This is a genomic window from Plantibacter sp. CFBP 8775 (assembly GCF_014839505.1).
Taxonomy (GTDB): domain Bacteria; phylum Actinomycetota; class Actinomycetes; order Actinomycetales; family Microbacteriaceae; genus Plantibacter; species Plantibacter auratus.
Genome location: NZ_JACYNV010000001.1, coordinates 226,853 through 245,885, shown reverse-complemented (window position 1 = coordinate 245,885; position 19,033 = coordinate 226,853). Strand labels below are relative to the sequence as shown.

13 protein-coding genes and 1 tRNA gene are annotated in these 19,033 nt (G+C 65.5%); 9 read left to right on the top strand and 5 right to left on the bottom strand.

Annotated elements, in window-relative coordinates; genetic code table 11:
• Positions 1-41: 41 nt before the first annotated feature.
• Positions 42-1,211, top strand: coding sequence for a low temperature requirement protein A (locus IFR14_RS01145; protein WP_342365616.1), 1,170 nt, complete (start codon positions 42-44; stop codon positions 1,209-1,211).
• Positions 1,212-1,732: 521 nt separating this feature from the next.
• Here IFR14_RS01145 and IFR14_RS01140 read toward each other — a convergent pair.
• The 4 genes from IFR14_RS01140 to lanKC all read right to left on the bottom strand — a co-directional run bounded on the left by IFR14_RS01140 (position 1,733) and on the right by lanKC (position 8,859).
• Positions 1,733-3,400 carry an ABC transporter transmembrane domain-containing protein gene (locus IFR14_RS01140; RefSeq protein WP_191939960.1) on the bottom strand — a complete coding sequence of 556 codons (1,668 nt, stop codon included), beginning with the start codon at positions 3,398-3,400 and terminating at the stop codon, positions 1,733-1,735.
• A gap of 59 nt (positions 3,401-3,459) precedes the next feature.
• Positions 3,460-5,388 carry an ABC transporter permease gene (locus IFR14_RS01135; protein ID WP_191939959.1) on the bottom strand — a complete coding sequence of 643 codons (1,929 nt, stop codon included), beginning with the start codon at positions 5,386-5,388 and terminating at the stop codon, positions 3,460-3,462.
• Positions 5,385-6,062 (bottom strand): ABC transporter ATP-binding protein, encoded by a 678-nt coding sequence (locus IFR14_RS01130; RefSeq protein WP_213014378.1) that lies wholly within the window; start codon positions 6,060-6,062, stop codon positions 5,385-5,387. Before IFR14_RS01130 ends, IFR14_RS01135 begins: the two co-directional genes overlap by 4 nt.
• A 190-nt stretch (positions 6,063-6,252) precedes the next feature.
• Positions 6,253-8,859, bottom strand: coding sequence for a class III lanthionine synthetase LanKC (gene lanKC, locus IFR14_RS01125; protein WP_191939958.1), 2,607 nt, complete (start codon positions 8,857-8,859; stop codon positions 6,253-6,255).
• A gap of 292 nt (positions 8,860-9,151) precedes the next feature.
• On the opposite strand from lanKC, the gene IFR14_RS01120 reads away from it, so the two are divergent.
• Both IFR14_RS01120 and IFR14_RS01115 read left to right on the top strand, forming a co-directional pair.
• Entirely contained in the window at positions 9,152-10,438 is a 1,287-nt protein-coding gene (locus IFR14_RS01120; RefSeq protein WP_124767845.1) for a sensor histidine kinase, read from the top strand.
• The gene (locus IFR14_RS01115) at positions 10,419-11,075 is read left to right on the top strand and encodes a response regulator transcription factor (RefSeq protein WP_124767844.1); all 657 of its coding nucleotides are present in this window, start codon (positions 10,419-10,421) and stop codon (positions 11,073-11,075) included. The genes IFR14_RS01120 and IFR14_RS01115 overlap by 20 nt, the downstream gene beginning before the upstream one ends.
• Positions 11,076-11,508: 433 nt before the next feature.
• Here the strand turns inward: IFR14_RS01115 and IFR14_RS01110 are convergent.
• Positions 11,509-11,595 (bottom strand) — tRNA-Leu (locus IFR14_RS01110).
• Positions 11,596-11,833: 238 nt separating this feature from the next.
• Here IFR14_RS01110 and IFR14_RS01105 point away from each other — a divergent pair.
• From IFR14_RS01105 to IFR14_RS01080, 6 genes are read left to right on the top strand one after another with little or no spacing between them, the layout of a single operon-like run.
• The gene (locus tag IFR14_RS01105; RefSeq protein ID WP_191939957.1) at positions 11,834-12,580 is read left to right on the top strand and encodes an FhaA domain-containing protein; all 747 of its coding nucleotides are present in this window, start codon (positions 11,834-11,836) and stop codon (positions 12,578-12,580) included.
• Positions 12,577-13,113, top strand: coding sequence for an FHA domain-containing protein FhaB/FipA (locus tag IFR14_RS01100; protein ID WP_079706131.1), 537 nt, complete (start codon positions 12,577-12,579; stop codon positions 13,111-13,113). The genes IFR14_RS01105 and IFR14_RS01100 overlap by 4 nt, the downstream gene beginning before the upstream one ends.
• 4 nt (positions 13,114-13,117) lie before the next feature.
• A complete protein-coding gene (locus IFR14_RS01095; RefSeq protein WP_191939956.1) occupies positions 13,118-14,362 on the top strand; it encodes a Stp1/IreP family PP2C-type Ser/Thr phosphatase in 1,245 nt (414 codons plus the stop codon).
• A complete protein-coding gene (locus IFR14_RS01090; protein WP_085511489.1) occupies positions 14,352-15,749 on the top strand; it encodes an FtsW/RodA/SpoVE family cell cycle protein in 1,398 nt (465 codons plus the stop codon). Before IFR14_RS01095 ends, IFR14_RS01090 begins: the two co-directional genes overlap by 11 nt.
• Positions 15,746-17,221 (top strand): peptidoglycan D,D-transpeptidase FtsI family protein, encoded by a 1,476-nt coding sequence (locus IFR14_RS01085; protein WP_071261991.1) that lies wholly within the window; start codon positions 15,746-15,748, stop codon positions 17,219-17,221. Before IFR14_RS01090 ends, IFR14_RS01085 begins: the two co-directional genes overlap by 4 nt.
• A complete protein-coding gene (locus tag IFR14_RS01080; RefSeq protein ID WP_191939955.1) occupies positions 17,218-18,966 on the top strand; it encodes a serine/threonine-protein kinase in 1,749 nt (582 codons plus the stop codon). Before IFR14_RS01085 ends, IFR14_RS01080 begins: the two co-directional genes overlap by 4 nt.
• Positions 18,967-19,033 lie beyond the last annotated feature (67 nt).

The window sequence follows — 19,033 nt, the reverse complement described above, 5'->3', positions numbered from 1 at the left end:
TCAAGCTTCCTTGGCAACGACAGGCACGGCAGGATGGGATCGTGCTGAACCGACTGGGTCTCCTCCGTATGACCGGCCGCGACCCCGGCGAGGGGCACCGGGTGGCGAGCCCGTTGGAGCTGCTCTTCGACCTCGTGTTCGTCGTCGCCGTCTCCCAGGCCTCGCAGAACCTCCACCACGGGATCGTCGAGGGTCACGCGGCGGAGACGACCGTCTCCTACGCGATGATCTTCTTCGCCATCTGGTGGGCGTGGATGAACTTCACCTGGTTCGCGTCCGCGTTCGACACCGATGACTGGCTCTACCGCATGACCACCATCGTGCAGATGGGCGGGGTCCTCGTGCTCGCCGCCGGCGTGCACGACGCTATGGTCGACGGCGAGTGGGCGATCATCACCATCGGCTACGTCATCATGCGACTGGCGATGGTGGCGCAGTGGCTCCGACTCGCGTTGTCCGATCCGGAGCAACGCGCGGTGGCCCTCCGGTTCGCGATCGGGATCAGCCTCGTGCAGGTCCTCTGGGTCGCGCGACTGGCCCTTCCGGTGGAGGGGCAGTTCTGGACCTTCTGGCCCGCGATGCTGCTCGAGGTGCTCGTGCCCGTCTGGGCGGAACGGGTCCACCGCACGCCCTGGCACCCGCATCACGTCGCCGAGCGGTACGGCCTGTTCACGCTGATCCTGCTCGGCGAGAGCCTTCTCGGTTCGGCGAACGCCATCATCGACGCGGCGAACAGCGACGAGCGGATCGACGGGCTCGTCGGCTTGGCCGTGGCAGGCATCGTCCTCGCCGCCGGGATGTGGTGGATCTACTTCAGCCGGGAGCAAGGGGGTCGCCTGGCCTCGTCCCGCCAGGGGTTCGCCTTCGGGTATGCCCACTACGTCGTCTTCGCCGCCGCCGGTGCCGTCTCCGCGGGGATCGAGGTGGAACTCGACCTGCTGACCGAGGCCGGCGAGCATCTCCCAGCTGCCGACGCCTCGTTCTCACTCACAGTGCCGGTCGCCGTGTTCATGGTCGCGGTGTGGTTCGTCCTTCTCCGCGGGCGGATCTCCACCGGTGCCTCCGCGCTATTCCTCGGGGCGGCGGCGGTCGTCCTCGCCTCGGCGGCACTCCCGATCGTGACCGTGCTCGGGACGGCCACGGCGGTCGGTGTCGCGGTCGTCGTCCTCGAGGTGCAGCGCGTCCGTGAACGACGGGAACCGGCTCGCTGAACGACCCCGGAAACGACGAACGCCCCCGGTTCCTCGGGGGCCTTCGTGTCACATTCACTGGTGGGAGGGTTCATGAAAGCCGCGATCCCGGTCGGGAGCGGGGCTCGCAGAAGGGGGGTTTTTGGTGTTTTCCACGCTAAGCCCCCCGATTTTTCCGCGATGCCCCGGAAGCCCTTGAGATTCCGCGGATCTGAACTTGCCTGCACGCGCCGCCAAGAGCCCGGGCTCGCCACTGCGACAGAGCAACTTCACTACTGCCGGCACCCATCGAGCTACTTGCTCCGCAGGAATTACCCGGGAATCCCTCATCGACCAGGCTCGCGCGCCTCGAGGTTTGTTCGATATCGCCGCGGCACGCACCCCGCACGGGAGCGAGTACACGCCCACGGACGGGGAGCGGCCGCCGACCGTTATTCCGCTGCTGACGGGTACGCGATCCTAGGCCCATGGGAGCAACGCGGCTTCTCGGTCATGACGCTCATACCCTGGGTCGTGTGTTCATGCTGCCATGAGGGTTGCCTTCACGCAGGAACGTGTTGCTGCGCGCACAGCGTCCGATAGAGCTCGCATCTGTCGAGGAGATCGTCGTGCGCACCGACGTCCACGATGCGTCCGTGCTCCATCACGATGATCTTGTCGAAGTCGCGTACCTCCGCCAGACGGTGGGAGGCCAAAACGATGGTCTTCGCCTGCGCACGCTCCCGCAGCAGCGACGACAGTCCCTCGGCGGAGATGGCGTCAAGGCTCGATGTCGGTTCGTCAAGGAGCAGCATCTCTCGGTCAGAGAGCAACGCTCGGGCAACACCCAGCCGCTGCCGCTCACCCCCTGAGAGGTTGCTACCTGACACTGCGACAGGTCGGTCGAGGACGTCCCCGCCTATGCTGGCGAACAGGCCCACGTCCGCCAACGTCTGCAAGAGCGCACTGTCCGGAAGGCCGCGGTGCTCGATGTCGAGATTGTCTCGAAGGGTTCCTCCCACCGGCGGCGAGTTCTGCGGCACCCACGCCATACGAGCTCGGTAATCGCCGAGCGGACCGTCGTGAGCCGGCACTCCACGCATCCGTATGGTGCCACTGCTGGGTTCGTAGAACCTCTCGAGAAGAGCGAACACGGTGGACTTCCCAGACCCGGACGGGCCCACGAGAGCGACGTGCTCACCGTCACGGATCGTGACATCGAGCGGCCCGATGCGAGTCGCCGACCCGGCCGACGCTTGCGGATACTCGAAAGTGACGCTCTCGAGTTCGACGAGCACCTCACCCGCGCACCCCAAGTCGGCGTGAGTGCCATCCGACAGGAGATCGCTCTCTTGCGGCGCGGAGACAATTTCATCGACGCGGTCTATCGCCGCAAGTCCCGTCTGAATGCTCACGAACGTCGAACCGACCTGAGAGACCGGTCCGACCATCATCATGAGGTACATCATGAACGCGATGAGCCCTCCGAGTGACAGGCTGCCCTCAGCGACTCGGACGCCACCGAGAGCAAGTGTGACGATGAGGAGTGCTTGGGTGGCGAGGGTCATGACTGGTTGCATGTATGCACCCAACCGCGCCACCTTGATTGCGTTCGCCCTGACGTCACTAGCGTCGGCGGCGATGAGGGCAAGCTGCTGTCCGCCCACTCCGTAGGCTCGGATCAGCGGCAGCGCAGTCAGCGTGCGTTCGAAGCTGCCTGCGAGCGTCGCAGTCGCCGCCTGAGTTCTCCCGGACGCTGAGCGCACCAGTCGCCCCATGACGGTGGACAGCACCGTAGCAACAACGGTGATCACCAACGACAGAGCGAACAGAATCGGGTCGATGGTGGCCATGAGGACGGCCGCGACCGCGAAGGTGACGACCGCAGCGAGGAGTTTGAATACACCCGTCGTCAGAACGGATGATGAGGCGGCGGTGTCGGAGATCATTCGAGAGAGGAACTCACCCTGTGGCACCCGTTGCACGCGACTCATTGGCAACGACACGATGCGTGCCGACACGCGTGTCCGCAGTTCGAGGATGAGGTCGTGTGCGGTGCGAGCAAGAGCATACGACTCCACCCCGGCGAGTAGCGCCTGAGCGACAACCACCGTAGTCAGGATCAGCACCGCAGGAAGCGGCGCTGACCCGGAAGTCACGGCATCGAACATCTGTTGCAGCAGCAACGGTTGGGCAAGCCCCAGCCCCGCCCCCACGAGGGACAGCGCCACCAGTCCTCCGAGTCGCCAACGATGGCGTCGGATGAAGTCTCGGAGGGTGTTGCTTCGGATCATCGCTGGGTGTTCCTGGTCGCGACCACTGCGGCGATGAAGACTGTGGCGGTGAAAAGGAGACCCATACCCACAAACGTGAGAGCGATGTCGCCCCATGGAATGGCGCCGACAGCGGTGGTCATCTTCGTCGGGTCTTGCGCGAGATATCGCCATGCAATGAAGGCGAACGCGCCGGCAAGCAGCACACCGCTGGACACGATGAGAACGAGGGCTTCTGAGAGCAGTGTGCCTATCGTCCGAGCGCGGGATATCCCGAGCAGGCTCAGGAGTCGGAACTCGCCCCGGCGATTCATGACGGACGCGGTGAGGCCTTGGATCATGGCGACGATGGCGAGACCATAGATGGTGCCGAACAAGGCGATGTTTCCGGTGGCAGCGTTGCTCTGGCGAAGTTCGACACGCGTCTGGATGAACTCGTCCTTCGTCATCGTCGGGGCGAGGTCGTCGACGCGCGCGGTGATGTCGGAGACGGCGGCGGAGTCCGCACTCAGGAACACACGGATGTCCCACACCTCCGGGTCCAGGGTCTGCAGCATCTCCCAGTCGACGAGGAGTCCGGTGTAGATCCGGGAGGTGATGACGGCGGCGACGGTGAGGGTGGCCGTGGTTCCGCTCGGTGCCTCGACCGTGACGGTGTCTCCGACCTTGTCGCTCTCCCGTGTGGAGACGACGGCCGCGCCACCGGCGCTGTCGAAGTCGCCTGTTGTCACGTCCGTCTCGAAGACGTCCTGGTAAGCGTCGAGGTCTACGAAGTTGAAAACGGTGAGGAAGGTGCCGTCCGCGCGCCCCTGTTCGATGAGCCGGGTAGTTGCTGCGGAACGTACCACCGCGTTCACGCCCTGCATATTCCCGATGTCGCCGGTGACGGTGTCGGCATCCTTGACGGATGACGGCTCGACGATGAGGTCAGCATCCAGCTTGGAGTGATAGTCATCCTGCATGGTCGCCTGATCAGGCCCTGCACCGATGGCGAACCCGCCCATGACGCCCATCAGGATGAGCAGCGGGAGGACGTTGGATGCGAACCGTTGCGAGTCGCGGGAGGCGCGCTGCGCGACGAGGACACCCGAGCCGCCGATCAGGGGCCTGAGGAGCCAGCCCAACGCTCGCGCGACCACCGGAACGAGGACTGGTGCAAGTGCGCCGAGGGGGAAGATGATCAGCAGCGGGACGATGATTGAGGCGACAGGGTTCTCGCTCCCGGTGTCCGGCATGAAAATGAGGAATGCGGCGAGCCCGACGACGGACGCGGCTGCGATGACGATACGAATCGCGCTCATCTTCTTGCCCTGTGTGCCCGTCGCAGACGCCTCGAGAGCGGCGAGAACATCGTTGGTCTGCTTGGAGCGAAGGCTCAACCACGCGGCGACCATAGAGCAGAGGATCATCCCTCCCGCGACCAGGGCCAGAGTGAGGACCGGGAAACCGAAATCCACCCGCAGAGTCTTCCCGAACACGCCCACGGCCTGGAGCAGGAGATAGAAGGGGTGGGCGAGCAGCCCACCGATGAGGACACTCGGGATCACGACCAACGTGGCGAAGACGAACGCCTCACCGGTAACCATCACGCGAACGCGCAACACACTCGCTCCTGCGAGACGAAGCTGGCCGAGTTCTCTGCGCCGCAAGGCGAGCATGTTCCGGAAGCCCAAGTAGACCAGCACGAGTGCGATCACCACCGTGGTGAAGCACATGACCTGCAGGATGCCCTGCGATGCGCTGACAGCAGCCCGAACGACGCGGGCATCGAACTCCGACATCGAATCGATCCGGACCGCCTGCCCGCTTGCAAGGCCGGTGAACAAGACCATCTCCGCAGTCGCGGCGATGGTGGCGATACTGAGAAGGATGGCGACCCCGACATACGCCGCTCGATGGCGACGCACGAACCCCAGAGAGACGGGCAGCTGCTGAGCCACAGTCATCGCGCGGCGCTCTCCAGCCCCGTCATGCGAGAGCTGACGGCCTCCGCAGTCGGGGCGTCCATCGTGTCCACGAGTCGCCCGTCGACAAGGAACAGGACCCGGTCGGCGTATGCAGCGATCTGGGGATCATGAGTGACCATGACAACAGAAGTGCCGACGTCCCGGAACCGACGAAGCTGGTCCATCACCAGGAAACCGCTCTTGCGGTCCAGCGCTCCAGTCGGTTCATCGGCGAAGATCACGCGCCTGGTCTGAGCGAGGGCGCGTGCGATGGCCACGCGTTGCTGCTGCCCGCCGGAAAGCTCTGCCGGGTACGACTTGACCTTCTCAGAGAGCCCAACGTTGGCCAGGGCGTTCACGGCCTGCTCACGCGGTATCGCCGCTCCCCCAAAGAGGGAGGGCAGTGTGACGTTCTGCAACGCTGTCAGAGCATCGATGAGGTTGAAGCTCTGAAAAATGAAACCGAATTCGTCACGTCGGAGAAGATCGAGCTGACGTTGCTTCGCGGTGGTCAGTTCCGTGGCGTCGAAGGTGACGGAACCCGCTGACGCGCGGATGAGACCGGCGAGGCAGTAGAGGAGGGTGGACTTCCCGGAGCCAGACGGGCCCATGATGGCGGTGAACGAACCAGGCTCGAACGCGCAGCTGACACCGTCAAGCGCGAGCGTCTCCACCCGCCCGTTCGAGAACGTGTGCCCGAGTCCGGTTGCTGTGAGCATGTGCTGCCCTTTCGTAGAAGAAGCGTGGGACGCGCGTCGCCGCGCGCCCCACACGTCCGTGTATCAGTTCGGTCCGCAGGAGATGCTGATACCGCTGTTGTCGCCGTCACACCACATGCTGATGCCGGATCCGAAGACACCGACCTCAGGCCCGGACTCGTTCGACAGGCCCTGCAAAGAAAGCAATGCGCTCATTGTGTTCACCTCCTTCCACGTCATCGTCAAGTGGTCTGGGAAGAGTCACCGGGAACCAGTCGTCCGGGTTCTCTTCGAATAAGGCGAGGAGCGCGCCGACGTAGCCTGCAGCTCCCGTGGAGTAGTCCGCGGAGAGGTGGTATCCGTTGTCTCCGAGCATCACCAGCGCGTCAGGGTCGCTCCCACGGAAGAGGAAGTTCTCGGCGGTGAAGGACATCAACCGGACCCGTTCGCTGCCCCCATAAGAGAGCGGAGCGGACAGGAGCGCGCAGGCGATGCCAGCAGTCCCCCGAAACAGGCCGCCGTTCATGCTGATGATGCCGTCGACCGTCTGAGCGAGTCGTGCGATCTCGTCCCGGTAGTGGGTCGGCGCGCACTGTGCGAGAGTGAACGCGATCCCCGCGGCACCCTCCGACAGGTAGCCGTAGGAGACACGCGAGTAGTCCACACGAAGGGTCCCGTTGTCCGCTTCGGTGAGCTGCTGCAGCTCGCGCTGGAAGCAGAGGTGCATCAGGTGATCCCAGGAGGCGTCCCCGGTGACTTCCGCGAGCTGGCGGCAGACCATTCCGACACCCGACCACCCGTCGAACAACCCGATGGTGTTACCGGTTTCCGAGTGAGGGCTACGGAGGTCCCCTCCGCCTGTGACACGGGCGGCGAGCAACGAGGCGTATCGGTCGCGCATGTCGCGAGCGGAGTCTGTGTCCGCGAAGGCAGCATCGCACAGAGCGAGGATCGTGCCTGCCAAGCCACTCCGCACGGATAGGTCATGTCCGGGGTCGGCGCTTACCTCTCCAGCTGCGAGGATCACTTCGGCACTTGCGGTGTCGCCGAGCTGGGCGAGTGCGGCCGCGATGCCCACGGTTCCGCGGAGGAGACCGTGAAACGGAATGTCGTCCACTTCTCGAAGGCGCGCGCTCAACCACCTGTGGTCCTGCGTGACGTCGCGGCCGGCTCTTGCGAGCATGAGGATCACGCCTGCGGCTCCCGTCTCGATGTTCAGCAAGGCGCTGGCTCCGTCTGCGAACTGTGTCGCGTCCCCGGGGAATCGGCGGGGCCCGTCACGTCGGGTTCCTTCGATGCCCTTGCACACCTGCTCCAAGACTTGTCTACCTGGAGTCAGAGCAAGGCCTGTGGCGTGGCGGTACGGGTGCGACGTTGCCATCGCGTCCGGGGGCACAGCGTCGACCAAGGTGTTGACGACGTCCGCGACGTCTTCCGGGAATTGCTCCGCAACCTTCTGTGCCCGGTAGGTCAGCGCGGACGGGTCGAACGCCCCGGCCAGCGACGGCCAGAACAAGTGCAGGACAACGGCAGCGAGCGCGTACCTGTCGCGGTCACGGTTCGAAGTCTGCGCGTGGGGTATGAAGCCCGGGGTGCCGATACTGCCGACCGCCGAGGCATCCATCTCACGGGCGGCTTCGAGGTCGATGAGTCGGACACGGTCGCCGTCGACCAGGATGTTCTTCGGCTGCAGGTCGAGAATGCTCCAGCCTGCATCATGAATCTGATCGACCGCGGTGATCACCTGCCGGGCGAGTGGCAGAGCTCGTGCAGCGTAGTCGGCGAGGACAGTCTCCTCCGTGCTGAACGGATAGTTGCTGGCTGCCCAGGACTGGAGCGTGAGCCCGGGAATGTACTCCTCGACGAGAAACTCATGGTCGCCGATAACCCGGTACTCGATGGCATTGACGACGGCGCCCACGCTGGCGAGCTGCTTCAGAGCCCGGTGTTCACTCCGCAGCCGCGAGGTCGCGTCGGCGGAGTCCGAGCTGTACGCCGACCATCGCCGCGCCTCCTTCAAGACCACCTGACTCGATCCGGCGTCAGCAAGGTACACACCGCCGGCATTGCTGAAATGCAAGCTGGAGCGCACGACGTACGGATGCAGAAGTTCTTCCAACACCCCCGGCGTCGGACTGAGTCGCTCCTCGACAAGTTCACGAATCAGGGCCGGGGGATCAACGAAGCTCGGCAGCGTGAAGACGGCGGCGCGACTGTCGTGGACTTTCTCTCCGTCTGGGCTCTGAATGGCGTAGCCCGCCGAACCGTCCGCATGCTCGAGGCGGTCCAGGAAGAAGGCGCCGTAACGGAAGTAGACGGGACTCTCGCCGAACTTCACATCCGACAGAATGTATGGGCCGTCGAATCCGCGAAGAGCCTCATCGAACAGTGGCAGGAGTTCGCAAAACTCTTCATCGGTGCGGGGGAAGACAGTGATGAACTTGCCTGCCGACCCACGGTTGGCGTACTTCATGCTGGTTCGGCGCAGTTCGGTCTCGTCAGAGAGGTACTTGAAGGGGACACCACGCTCGACGCAGATGTCGCCGACGATGCGGAGCGCGTCTCGCGCCTGCTCCGGGCGAGTGCTGACGTGTACCTTCCACCCCTGGCGCGGGAGAACGCCACCATCGTCCGGGTGAAGCGTCGCCCATGGGCCGAACTTCGAGAGCGACCAGGTGGGGGGCGCGGGGTGTGAGAAGTGGCGACCCGATGCAGCGGTGGTCGACTGTTCGTAGTACGCCTCGCCGGGCGTGCAGTGCTGCAACCGCAGCATGGAGTGATTGCGGTACATCAGGCCTCACGTGGCTGACTGGTCCGGGCGACCCGCACCGGCTTTGTCGCTGCGGCCCCGAGCGTTGACGATGCCTGACATCGGCTGTCTGTCATGGCATCTCCTTCCGCTGCGTTCCTGGCTGACTCCTCCTGGCGGGTGGCGCCTGACGTCCATCGAATCTCAGCCCTGGGCACCCGCACGATGGGTCCTGCCCTACTCTTCGAGGTAGGGCTGGCTATACCTTTCGGTGCCGCTGGCGATGCCCGGCGTGGGGGATCCCTAGGCTGGACCCATGACGACGGCGAGTCACGTGTGGAAGGCGATGAGGTTGCCCCCGTGGCGCTTCGTTCTCAGCCGCTGGCCGTGGCGGGCACTCATCTACCTGATGCTGAGTGTGCTCGTTGGAGCAGCTCTCGTCCCGCTTGTGATCTTCACATTCCTACTGTTGCCGTTCTGGGGTCTCGTCCTCGGATCCATGGAGCGCCGACGCACACGCCTTCTCGGGTTCCCCGTGCAGATGAGCGACCACGCCACGGTCGATGCCAGCGAGCGTCACCACTGGATCAACATCCGCCTCACAGAACGTGCGACGTGGCGCGAGGCACTGGCGCTCATCTGGGACCTTGTCTGCGCTCTCCTCGCACTCATCGTGCTGTTTTTCGAGACCATCACACTTCTGGCGCTCGGCATGGTCGCTGCCGCCGGTATCACCGGACCCACACCGACCCAGTTCTTCGGAGACGCCGAAGGGGTCATGACCCCCACAAACTGGTGGCCAGTCGCGCTCATCACCCTCGTCGTGCTGATCCTGTTCGGCTACATCAACGCGTGTCTCGCAACTGGTCAAGCATGTGTGTTGCGACTCCTGTGCGGGCCGAAAGCACGCGGCGTCGACGCGAACATCCAGCGTCTCATCAACTCGCGCCGTGCTCTCGCCGAGTCGTCAGACGCGGAGCGCCGTCGCATCGAACGGGACCTGCACGACGGCGTACAGCAAGAACTCATCGCACTCGGCGCACGACTGGGAATGATCGGCCTCGAAGTGGACGAGCTCGCCGCGAGAGGCACTGACACCACTCAGCTATTGCGAGCGGTCGACGAAGCCCAGGTTCAGGCGGAGCATGCGATGACGACCCTCCGTGACACGGTCCGCGGGATCCACCCTTCAGTACTCACCGATTACGGACTCCGCGCGGCCCTCGAGGAGCTCGCTGAGCGCAGCGACATTCGAGTGACCGTCGAAGGGAACCCCAGAGTTCACCTCCCCGCCGCACACGAGACCACCGTCTACTATCTGGTCGCAGAGGCCCTCACGAACATCGCCAAGCACGCATCCGCCTCCTCCGCCGTGGTCGCCACCGGCACCGATGGCAAGACGTTCATCGTCACCGTGACCGACAACGGAACAGGCGGTGCCGACAAACGGAACGGAACCGGACTACGAGGACTCACCGAACGTGCAGAGGCTCTCAACGGTCATCTGAAAGTCACAAGCCCCGCCGGCGGACCCACCGTCCTGCGAATGGACCTCCCCCTACCCGAAGAAGGGAACGCCTTGCATGCGAATACTGATCGCTGAGGACTCAGCGCTACTGCGTGAAGCACTCATCGCTCTGCTCGAGCGGCTGGGCCACACGGTGGTGGGCGCCGCCGAGACGGCACCCCAGCTGGAGGAAGCGTACGCGCGACTGGACAGTGCTCCCGACATCATCATCACCGACGTCCGCATGCCACCCGGGAACAAGGACGACGGCCTGCGGGCCGCCCTTCGCATCCGGGAGCAGCACCCGCACCAGCCGATCCTCGTCCTTTCGCAGTACCTCGCGGACATGAACGCCCGCCGTCTCCTCACACTGCCCGAAGGGGCCGTCGGGTATCTGCTCAAGGACCGCATCAACCGGGTGCGTGACTTCGCCGGCGCACTGCAGAACATCGCCAGCGGGGGGACGACTATCGACCCTCATGTGGTCCAGCACCTCCTCAGCAGCGCACACCCCGGCCCGTTGGATACGCTCACGCCACGGGAGACCGAAGTCCTCATTCTCATGGCGGACGGCCAATCAAACGCCGCCATCGCCGAGAAGCTCGTGCTCAGCGACCCCGCGGTCGGCAAGCACGTCGGACGCATCTTCCAGAAGCTCGGCCTGAGCCCCGTAGATGAGAACCGGCGTGTGAAAGCAGTGCTCACGTACCTGCAAGCATCACGTACCCCCTGATCTCCCCGACAGCGCCGCAGAAAGAGGCGCGATGTTCCTGGAAAGACTCACGCCGTCATCTTCAGCGATACTCGTGGGGAACCGCTGAGTGGAAGAAGGCCTACGGTCAGCGCAACCAGGTCGAGTCTGTGAACAAGGGCATCAAGCACAGGAAGAAGTTCTCCGCCACGAACCTGGCTAATGTTCGGCCGGCAACAGTCGGCGCGCTCGCACCTCCCGCGTAGTCCGAACGACTCGCTTGAAATCGAAAAGCAAGACCGAACAGCCCCTCAAGAGGCTATTCGTCGTGGACACAGAACGCGGCGACCGCGGATCCGCGCTCACGAACCACGCTGAGGCCCGAAAATGAAGCGGCGGTTGCCTCGATTTTCACCGAGGCAACCGCCGAACTCGCATTTCATGAACTGATTCGCGTTTCTACGTGAACCCGCCCTGGTGCGCGAGGCGGGACTTGAACCCGCACGCCCTTTCGAGCACTGGCACCTGAAGCCAGCGCGTCTGCCAATTCCGCCACTCGCGCGAGACACCAGACGTCACCGCTCTCGCGGCAACTTATCGAGGATAGCACGCGGAACCCGCGCGGTAGAACACCGGAGATCCGCGCCAAGGCAGGAGGAAACGGGTCGGACGGCCATGCGCCGATGCTGATCTCCTGCTGCCGAGCGGGTGAACACCTGGCGTCGGCGCCCGCGTCGATTGGCCTCGTGTGCAGGCAAACCGTCTAACATTGCCTGGACACCGACACGAATCGAGAGACCGTGGGCATTCTGGACAACTTCGAGAAGGGACTCGAGCGCGCCGTCAACGGCGCCTTCGCGAAGACCTTCAAGTCCGGACTCCAGCCGGTCGAGATCACGAGCGCGCTCCGACGCGAGCTCGATACCAAGGCCGCCGTCGTCTCCCGCGACCGCATCCTCGTGCCGAACAAGTTCACCGTCCGCATGTCGCCCACCGACTTCGAGCGCATGGACGCCATCGGCCCCTCCCTCATCGACGAGCTCGGTTCGCTCGTCCAGAAGCACGCCAAGAGCCAGGGGTACTCCTTTCCGGGTGCCGTGACCATCAAGCTCTCCGGCGACCGCTCCCTCCCCGACGGCCTCGTGCAGATCGACAGCGTCAACCTCAAGGGCTCCGTCACCTGGGCACCCGTGCTCGACATCGGCGGCAAGCGCTACCCGATCACGCAGGCCCGCACGGTCATCGGCCGCGGTACCGAGGCCGACATCACGATCCCCGACACCGGCACCTCGCGGAAGCACGTCGAGATCCTCTGGGACGGCAACGCAGGTCAGGCGCGCGACCTCGGCTCGACGAACGGCTCGAAGCTCAACGGCCAGCCCTTCCGCCAGGCGGCCCTCTCCCCCGACTCCGTCATCGAGATCGGCCGCACCAGGATCGTGTTCCGGGTGGTCGCCAAGGCCGGCGGATCCGATCGCCAGATGAGCGACGCGACCCGACGTCACGATGTGTCGTCGTTCGGCGACTCGTGGGGGAACGGCGCGTGAGCGAACTGACCCTGCTGGTCCTCCGCATCGGCTTCCTGCTCCTGCTCTGGACGTTCGTCTTCGGCATCGTCTACGCCCTCCGCACCGACCTCTTCGGACCGCGCGTCCGGAAGCCGCAGCAGCAGTCGTCGAACGGAGCTCCGGCCACCCCACCGCAGCCGATGCGCGCCGCGACCGCCCCGGCCCCCAGTCGGCCCGCCACCGGCGGATCGAGCGGCACGCCTCCGCGCGCCACGGTCGACAACACCTCGCGCCTCGTCATCGTGTCCGGCCCCAAGCAGGGCACCGAGCTCCCGCTCGGCCGCGAGCCGATCACCATCGGTCGTTCAGCGGACTCCGGCCTCATCATCCGCGACGACTACACGTCCACGCATCACGCACGCCTCATGCTCTGGAACGACGAGTGGATGGTCCAGGACCTGGATTCCACCAACGGCACCTTCCTCGCAGGCAAGCGCGTGAGCGTCCCGACGCAGATCCCACTCGACACCCCCGTCAAGGTCGGCCAGACCAGTTTCGAGTTGCGGCGGTAACCCGGTGACGACCAGCGGCGCCGGCGCAGCGCTCTCCCACGTGGGTAAAGTGCGCTCAAACAACCAGGATTCCGGATACTCCGGGCACCACCTGTTCGTCGTCGCCGACGGCATGGGTGGCCACGCCGGCGGTGACGTCGCCTCGGCGATGGCACTCAACCGCATCATCGAAGCCGACGAACCGTACCCGTCCTCCGAAGCCGCCGAGGCGACGCTCCAGTCCGCGATCCTCGCGGCGAACTCCATCCTGGGCGACACGGTCTCGAAGCACCGCGAGCTGACGGGCATGGGCACCACGGTCTCCGCGCTCGCGGTCATCGGCAACGAGGTCGCCATCGCCCACATCGGCGACTCCCGCATCTACCTCTTCCGTGAGGGCGAGCTCAGCCAGATCACGGTCGACCACACCTTCGTCCAGCGCCTCGTGGACTCCGGCCGGATCACGGCCGAGGAAGCGATGGTCCATCCCCGCCGATCGGTGCTGATGCGCGTCCTCGGCGACGTCGACGCCTCCCCCGAGATCGACACGATGACGCTCGGGACGCAGCCGGGTGACCGCTGGATCCTCTGCTCGGACGGTCTGTCGGGCGTGGTCGACGAGACGCACATCACCGCGACCCTCACCGAGCAGCTGTCGGCGCAGCGCACTGCCGAGAAGCTCGTCCGGCAGAGCCTCGACCGCGGTGCACCGGACAACGTCACCGTCGTGGTCGTCGACATCGTCGACGAGCCGGTGAGTGACGGTGAGCCCGTCGTCGTCGGTTCGGCCTCGAAGCCGGTGGCCTTCGCGCTCACCCCGTCGGTGAAGAAGCCGTCACTCATCCCCAACAGCTGGCTGCACCCGGGGCGGGTCACCTCGCTCGGCAACTCGCACTTCGAGCCCGCCTCCGAGGACTACCTCGACGAGCTCATCGAGGAGGACGAGCGTCGCGCGAGACGTCGGCGCATCACCTGGCTCGTCGGCCTCATCGTGGTCATCGTCGCGATCGTCGGCGGTGTCGTGCTCGGGTACGCGTGGACCCAGACCCGCTACTTCGTGGGAGGCGACACGGACACCGTGGTCATCTACCAGGGCATCCAGCAGGACGTCGGCCCCATCAAGCTCTCGAACGTCAAGGAGGACACCGGCATCCCGCTCGGCTCGCTCTCCGACTTCGACCGCCAGGCCGTCGACCAGACCATCAGCGCGTCCTCGTTCACCGAGGCGCTCGACATCGTGAAGCGATTGCGGGTGACCGATGACCAGTGACGTCGCAGCCCCCATCCAAGCCGACACCGGTGTCATCAAGACGATGCGCCGGCTCCGGCTGCCGAAGAAGCTCCGTAACCTCGAGCTCGCGCTCCTCATCTTCGCGTTCGCCATCAACGCGGTCGCGGTGATGCTCGTGCAGCTCGGCGCCCTCGGACACCTCGATTTCGCCCTGATCACCTTCGGCTCGGGCCTGTCCCTCCTGGTCCTCGCCTTCCACATCGTGCTGCGCTACACCGCGGCGGAGGCCGACCCCTTCCTGCTGCCGATCGCCACCGTGCTCGGCGGCATCGGCATCGCCGAGATCTACCGGATCGATATCGCCCTCGGCGACTCCGGTTGGGCGAGCGCCGCGGTCCGACAGATGGTGTGGAGTGCGATCGCGATCGCCGGTGCCATCGCCGTGGTCCTGATCATCCGCAACCACCGCGTGCTCTTCAAGTACACGTACATCGCCGGCCTCTTCGCCTTCGTCCTCCTCCTGCTGCCCCTGCTGCCGGGCATCGGTCGCGAGGTCAACGGTGCCCGCGTCTGGATCGGCATCGGCGACGCGGTCACCTTCCAGCCCGGTGAGATCGCGAAGATCGCTCTCGCGGTGTTCTTCGCCGGCTATCTCGTGCGCACGCGGGACAGCCTCTCGATGGTCGGCAAGAAGTTCCTCGGGATCCAGTTCCCCCGTCTGCGCGACCTCGGCCCGATCCTCGTGGTGTGGGCGATGGCGATGGGCGTGATCGTCTTCCAGCGCGACCTCGGAACCGGTCTGCTCTACTTCGGCATGTTCCTCGTCATGCTGTACGTCGCGACGAGCCGTGCCAGCTGGATCATCATCGGCCTGACGATGTTCTTCGCCGGTGCGTTCATCGCCGGCCAGACCCTCTCCTACGTCGCCGGTCGGTTCCACAACTGGTGGGACGCCTTCAACCCCGAGGTCTTCGACCGCGACGGCGGCAGCTACCAGCTCGTGCAGGGCATCTTCGGCCTCGCGCACGGCGGACTGCTCGGCACCGGGCTGGGCCAGGGCATGCCCGAGATCACCCCCGTCCCGCAGAGCGACTACATCATCGCTAGCCTCGGTGAGGAGCTCGGCCTCGCAGGTCTCTTCGCGATCTTCGCGCTCTACCTCCTGCTCGTCTCGCGGGGCTTCCGAGTCGGCTACGCCGGCACCGACGACTTCGGCAAGCTCCTCTCGATCGGCCTGGCGTTCACCGTCGCGTTGCAGGTCTTCGTCGTCGTCGGCGGCGTGACCCGCATCATCCCGCTGACGGGGCTCACCACACCCTTCCTGGCGGCCGGCGGGTCGTCGCTCGTCGCGAACTGGATCATCATCGCCGTCCTGCTCCGCATCTCCGACACGGTCCGGACCCAACCCAAGGCGGTGGTCTCATGAATCGCGAACTCAAGCGGGTGAGCATCGTCGTCCTGGCGATGTTCCTGGCGCTCTTCGGGTCGACCACCATCATCCAGATGTTCCAGGCCGACACCCTCAACGCCGACGGTCGCAACACGCGGACGCTCTACGACAGCTACCGGACGGAGCGTGGTCCCATCCTGCTCACGGACGGCACCGCCATCGCCTCGTCGGTCGCGAGCGACGACGAGTACAAGTACCAGCGCGTCTATGCCAACGGCCCGCTGTACGCGCCCGTCACCGGCTACTTCTCGCCCACCCAGGGCTCGTCCGGTCTCGAACTCGCGACGAACGACCTCCTCAGCGGCACGTCGAACTCCCAGTTCCTCGACTCCATCAACCGGCTCATCTCCGGTCAGGCCCCGAAGGGTGCCGCGGTCGAGGTCACCTTGGACCCCGTCGTTCAGCAGGCCGCCTTCGACGCACTCGGCGACCAGGAGGGCGCGATCGTCGCCATCGAGCCGAAGACGGGCAAGATCCTCGCCTCGGTGTCGAGCCCCGGCTACGACCCGAACGTCCTGGCCAGCCACGACAACGCGGCCGTGCTCGACGCCTATCGGACCCTCGACGACGACGACCGCCAGCCGCTCCTCAACAAGGGCGTCGACGGCGACCTCGATCCGCCCGGTTCCACGTTCAAGCTCGTCACCGCGGCCGCGGCGTTCGCCTCGGGCGACTACACGCCGGAGTCGGAGTTCCCGAACCCCTCCACCTACACGCTGCCCGGGACGAGCACCGTCATCCGCAACTCCGAGGGCGGAAGCTGCGGCGGCGGGGCGACGGTGTCCATCGCGACGGCCGTCGAGCTCAGCTGCAACATCCCGCTCGCGGAGCTCGGCGTCGAACTCGGCTACGAGAAGATCCGCGACATGGCGCAGAGCTTCGGCTTCAACATGGACGTCAACATCACCGGAACGGGACTCAACCCCATGCCGATGCAGCCGAGCACCTTCCCGAACGCGCTGAGCGACGACCAGACCGCCATGGCCGCCTTCGGGCAGTACACCGTGCGGGCCTCGGCGCTCCAGATGGCCATGGTCTCGGCCGGTATCGCGAACGGTGGCATCGTCTGCAACCCGCAGCTGGTGAACCGCGTCGTGAACCCCGATCTGAGCGTCCTCAAGGAGTTCGAACCGGCGCAGCTGTCGCAGCCGATCTCGAGCTCGGTGGCCAAGGAGATCACGGACATCATGGTCCAGGGCGTCCAGAGCGGTGCTGCGACTAATGCAAGAATAGATGGGGTCGATGTGGCTGGAAAGACAGGCACGGCACAGAACGGATCCGACGATCCGTACACGCTGTGGTTCACCGGTTTCGCGCCTGCGGACGACCCGAAGGTCGCCGTGGCGGTCGTTGTTGAAGATGGCGGTGGACTCGGACAGGACGGTTACGGCAACCTCGTGGCCGCTCCGATCGCGAAGAAAGTACTAGAGGCGGTGCTGAACAAATGAGACCGACAGCCGGGCTGACCTTCGGAGGTCGCTACGAACTGCAATCTCGCATTGCGATCGGTGGCATGGGCGAGGTGTGGCAGGCCACTGACCTGGTCATCGGCCGGACCATCGCCATCAAGATCCTCAAGGACGAGTACATGGGGGACCCCGGGTTCCTCGAGCGGTTCCGTGCCGAGGCACGGCACGCCGCACTCGTGAACCACGAGGGCATCGCAAACGTCTTCGACTACGGCGAGGAGGACGGCAGCGCGTTCCTCGTCATGGAACTCGTGCCCGGTGAGGCCCTGTCCACCGTGCTCGAGCGGGAGCGTGTCCTGCCCACCGACAAGGTGCTCGACATCGTCGCGCAGACCTCGTCCGCGCTCCAGGCCGCGCACGCTGCAGGCCTCGTCCACCGCGACATCAAGCCGGGCAACCTGCTCATCACGCCGGACGGCCGCGTCAAGATCACCGACTTCGGCATCGCCCGGATCGCCGACCAGGTGCCGCTCACGGCCACCGGTCAGGTCATGGGCACCGTGCAGTACCTCTCGCCCGAGCAGGCGAGCGGACACCCCGCCTCGCCGTCGACGGACATCTACTCGCTCGGCATCGTCGCGTACGAATGCCTCGCCGGACGCCGTCCGTTCACGGGCGAGTCGCAGGTCGCCATCGCGATGGCGCAGATCAACGAACAGCCGCCGGAGCTCCCCGTCACGATCGCCGAGCCGGTCCGCCGGTTCGTCATGTCGATGATCGCGAAGAACCCGGTCGACCGTCCGGCATCGTCCGCCCACGTCGCGCGCGCCGCTCAGGCGCTCCGTCGAGGCGACCTCAACGCCGCGGCCGCAGCCGTGCCGATGATCCTCGGTGGGGCCGGCGACGCCGCGACCACCGTCATGGAACAGACCCGCCGGATGCCCGCAGCCGACGACGCGACCACGCAGTTGCTGTCCGCCGCCGAGGCGGACCAGCTCGAGGACGACGTCGAGGGCGAGGGCGAGAAGAAGAAGCGCAGCAAGTGGACCTGGCCGCTCATCGGTCTGGTCGCGTTGCTCGTCATCGTGCTGGTCGGTTCGCTGATCGCCGTGTTCGCCAACCAGGGCAACGATGCCGGGGGCACCACGCCCCCGCCGACGACGTCCGCGGCGCCGAAGCCGACGAAGACCCCGACGCCCACACCGACGCCCACACCCACGGTGTTCCCGATCAACCTGAGCGACCTCCAGGGCAGGTCCTTCGACGAACTCAACACGATCTTCAGCGCGCCGCCGTACAACTTCAGCGTGTCGAAGAACGTCGGCAATGCCGCGACCTCGCCGGAGCAGGTCAACACGGTGTACGACGTCAACCCGACGGGTAACGTGAAGACCGGGTCGGCTATCACCCTCACCGTGTACGGGGAGATCGCGGTCATCGACCCGCCCACGGAGGCGCCGAAGTTCGACCAGTCCGTCCTCAACGACGCTGGTCAGCTCGAGATCCCGAAGGATGCCGCGTCGACGACGATCCGTGTCGACTGGCTCGCGGTGCAGAACGCCTGCCCGAGCGGAACCGACTTCCTGGGCTACACCGTGACGGTCACCGGCGGAACCTTCCAGAACAACACCTCGGGTGAGTTCGACGCCAACACCACGTTCGGTACGGTCACCGTGGACACCCCCGGATCCCTGTCGGCGACGTACGCGGTACGGTGCAGTACAGGCACATCGTCGGGTTCCCCCGCACCGTCGCCCATCACCGTCGTCAAGGCGACTTCCTAGTACCGCTTCGAGTGCTCTCAGGGGCATCCCTGAGAGCACTCGAAGCGTGCCCGGGTAAGCTGTTAGT

Bases quoted from the DNA above. Each gene is read 5' to 3' on its own strand.
- IFR14_RS01115 (WP_124767844.1), top strand. From the start codon at position 10,419: ATGCGAATACTGATCGCTGAGGACTCAGCGCTACTGCGTGAAGCACTC.
- IFR14_RS01080 (WP_191939955.1), top strand. From the start codon at position 17,218: ATGAGACCGACAGCCGGGCTGACCTTCGGAGGTCGCTACGAACTGCAA.
- IFR14_RS01085 (WP_071261991.1), top strand. From the start codon at position 15,746: ATGAATCGCGAACTCAAGCGGGTGAGCATCGTCGTCCTGGCGATGTTC.
- IFR14_RS01135 (WP_191939959.1), bottom strand. From the start codon at position 5,388: ATGACTGTGGCTCAGCAGCTGCCCGTCTCTCTGGGGTTCGTGCGTCGC.
- IFR14_RS01120 (WP_124767845.1), top strand. From the start codon at position 9,152: ATGACGACGGCGAGTCACGTGTGGAAGGCGATGAGGTTGCCCCCGTGG.
- IFR14_RS01090 (WP_085511489.1), top strand. From the start codon at position 14,352: ATGACCAGTGACGTCGCAGCCCCCATCCAAGCCGACACCGGTGTCATC.
- lanKC (WP_191939958.1), bottom strand. From the start codon at position 8,859: ATGCTGCGGTTGCAGCACTGCACGCCCGGCGAGGCGTACTACGAACAG.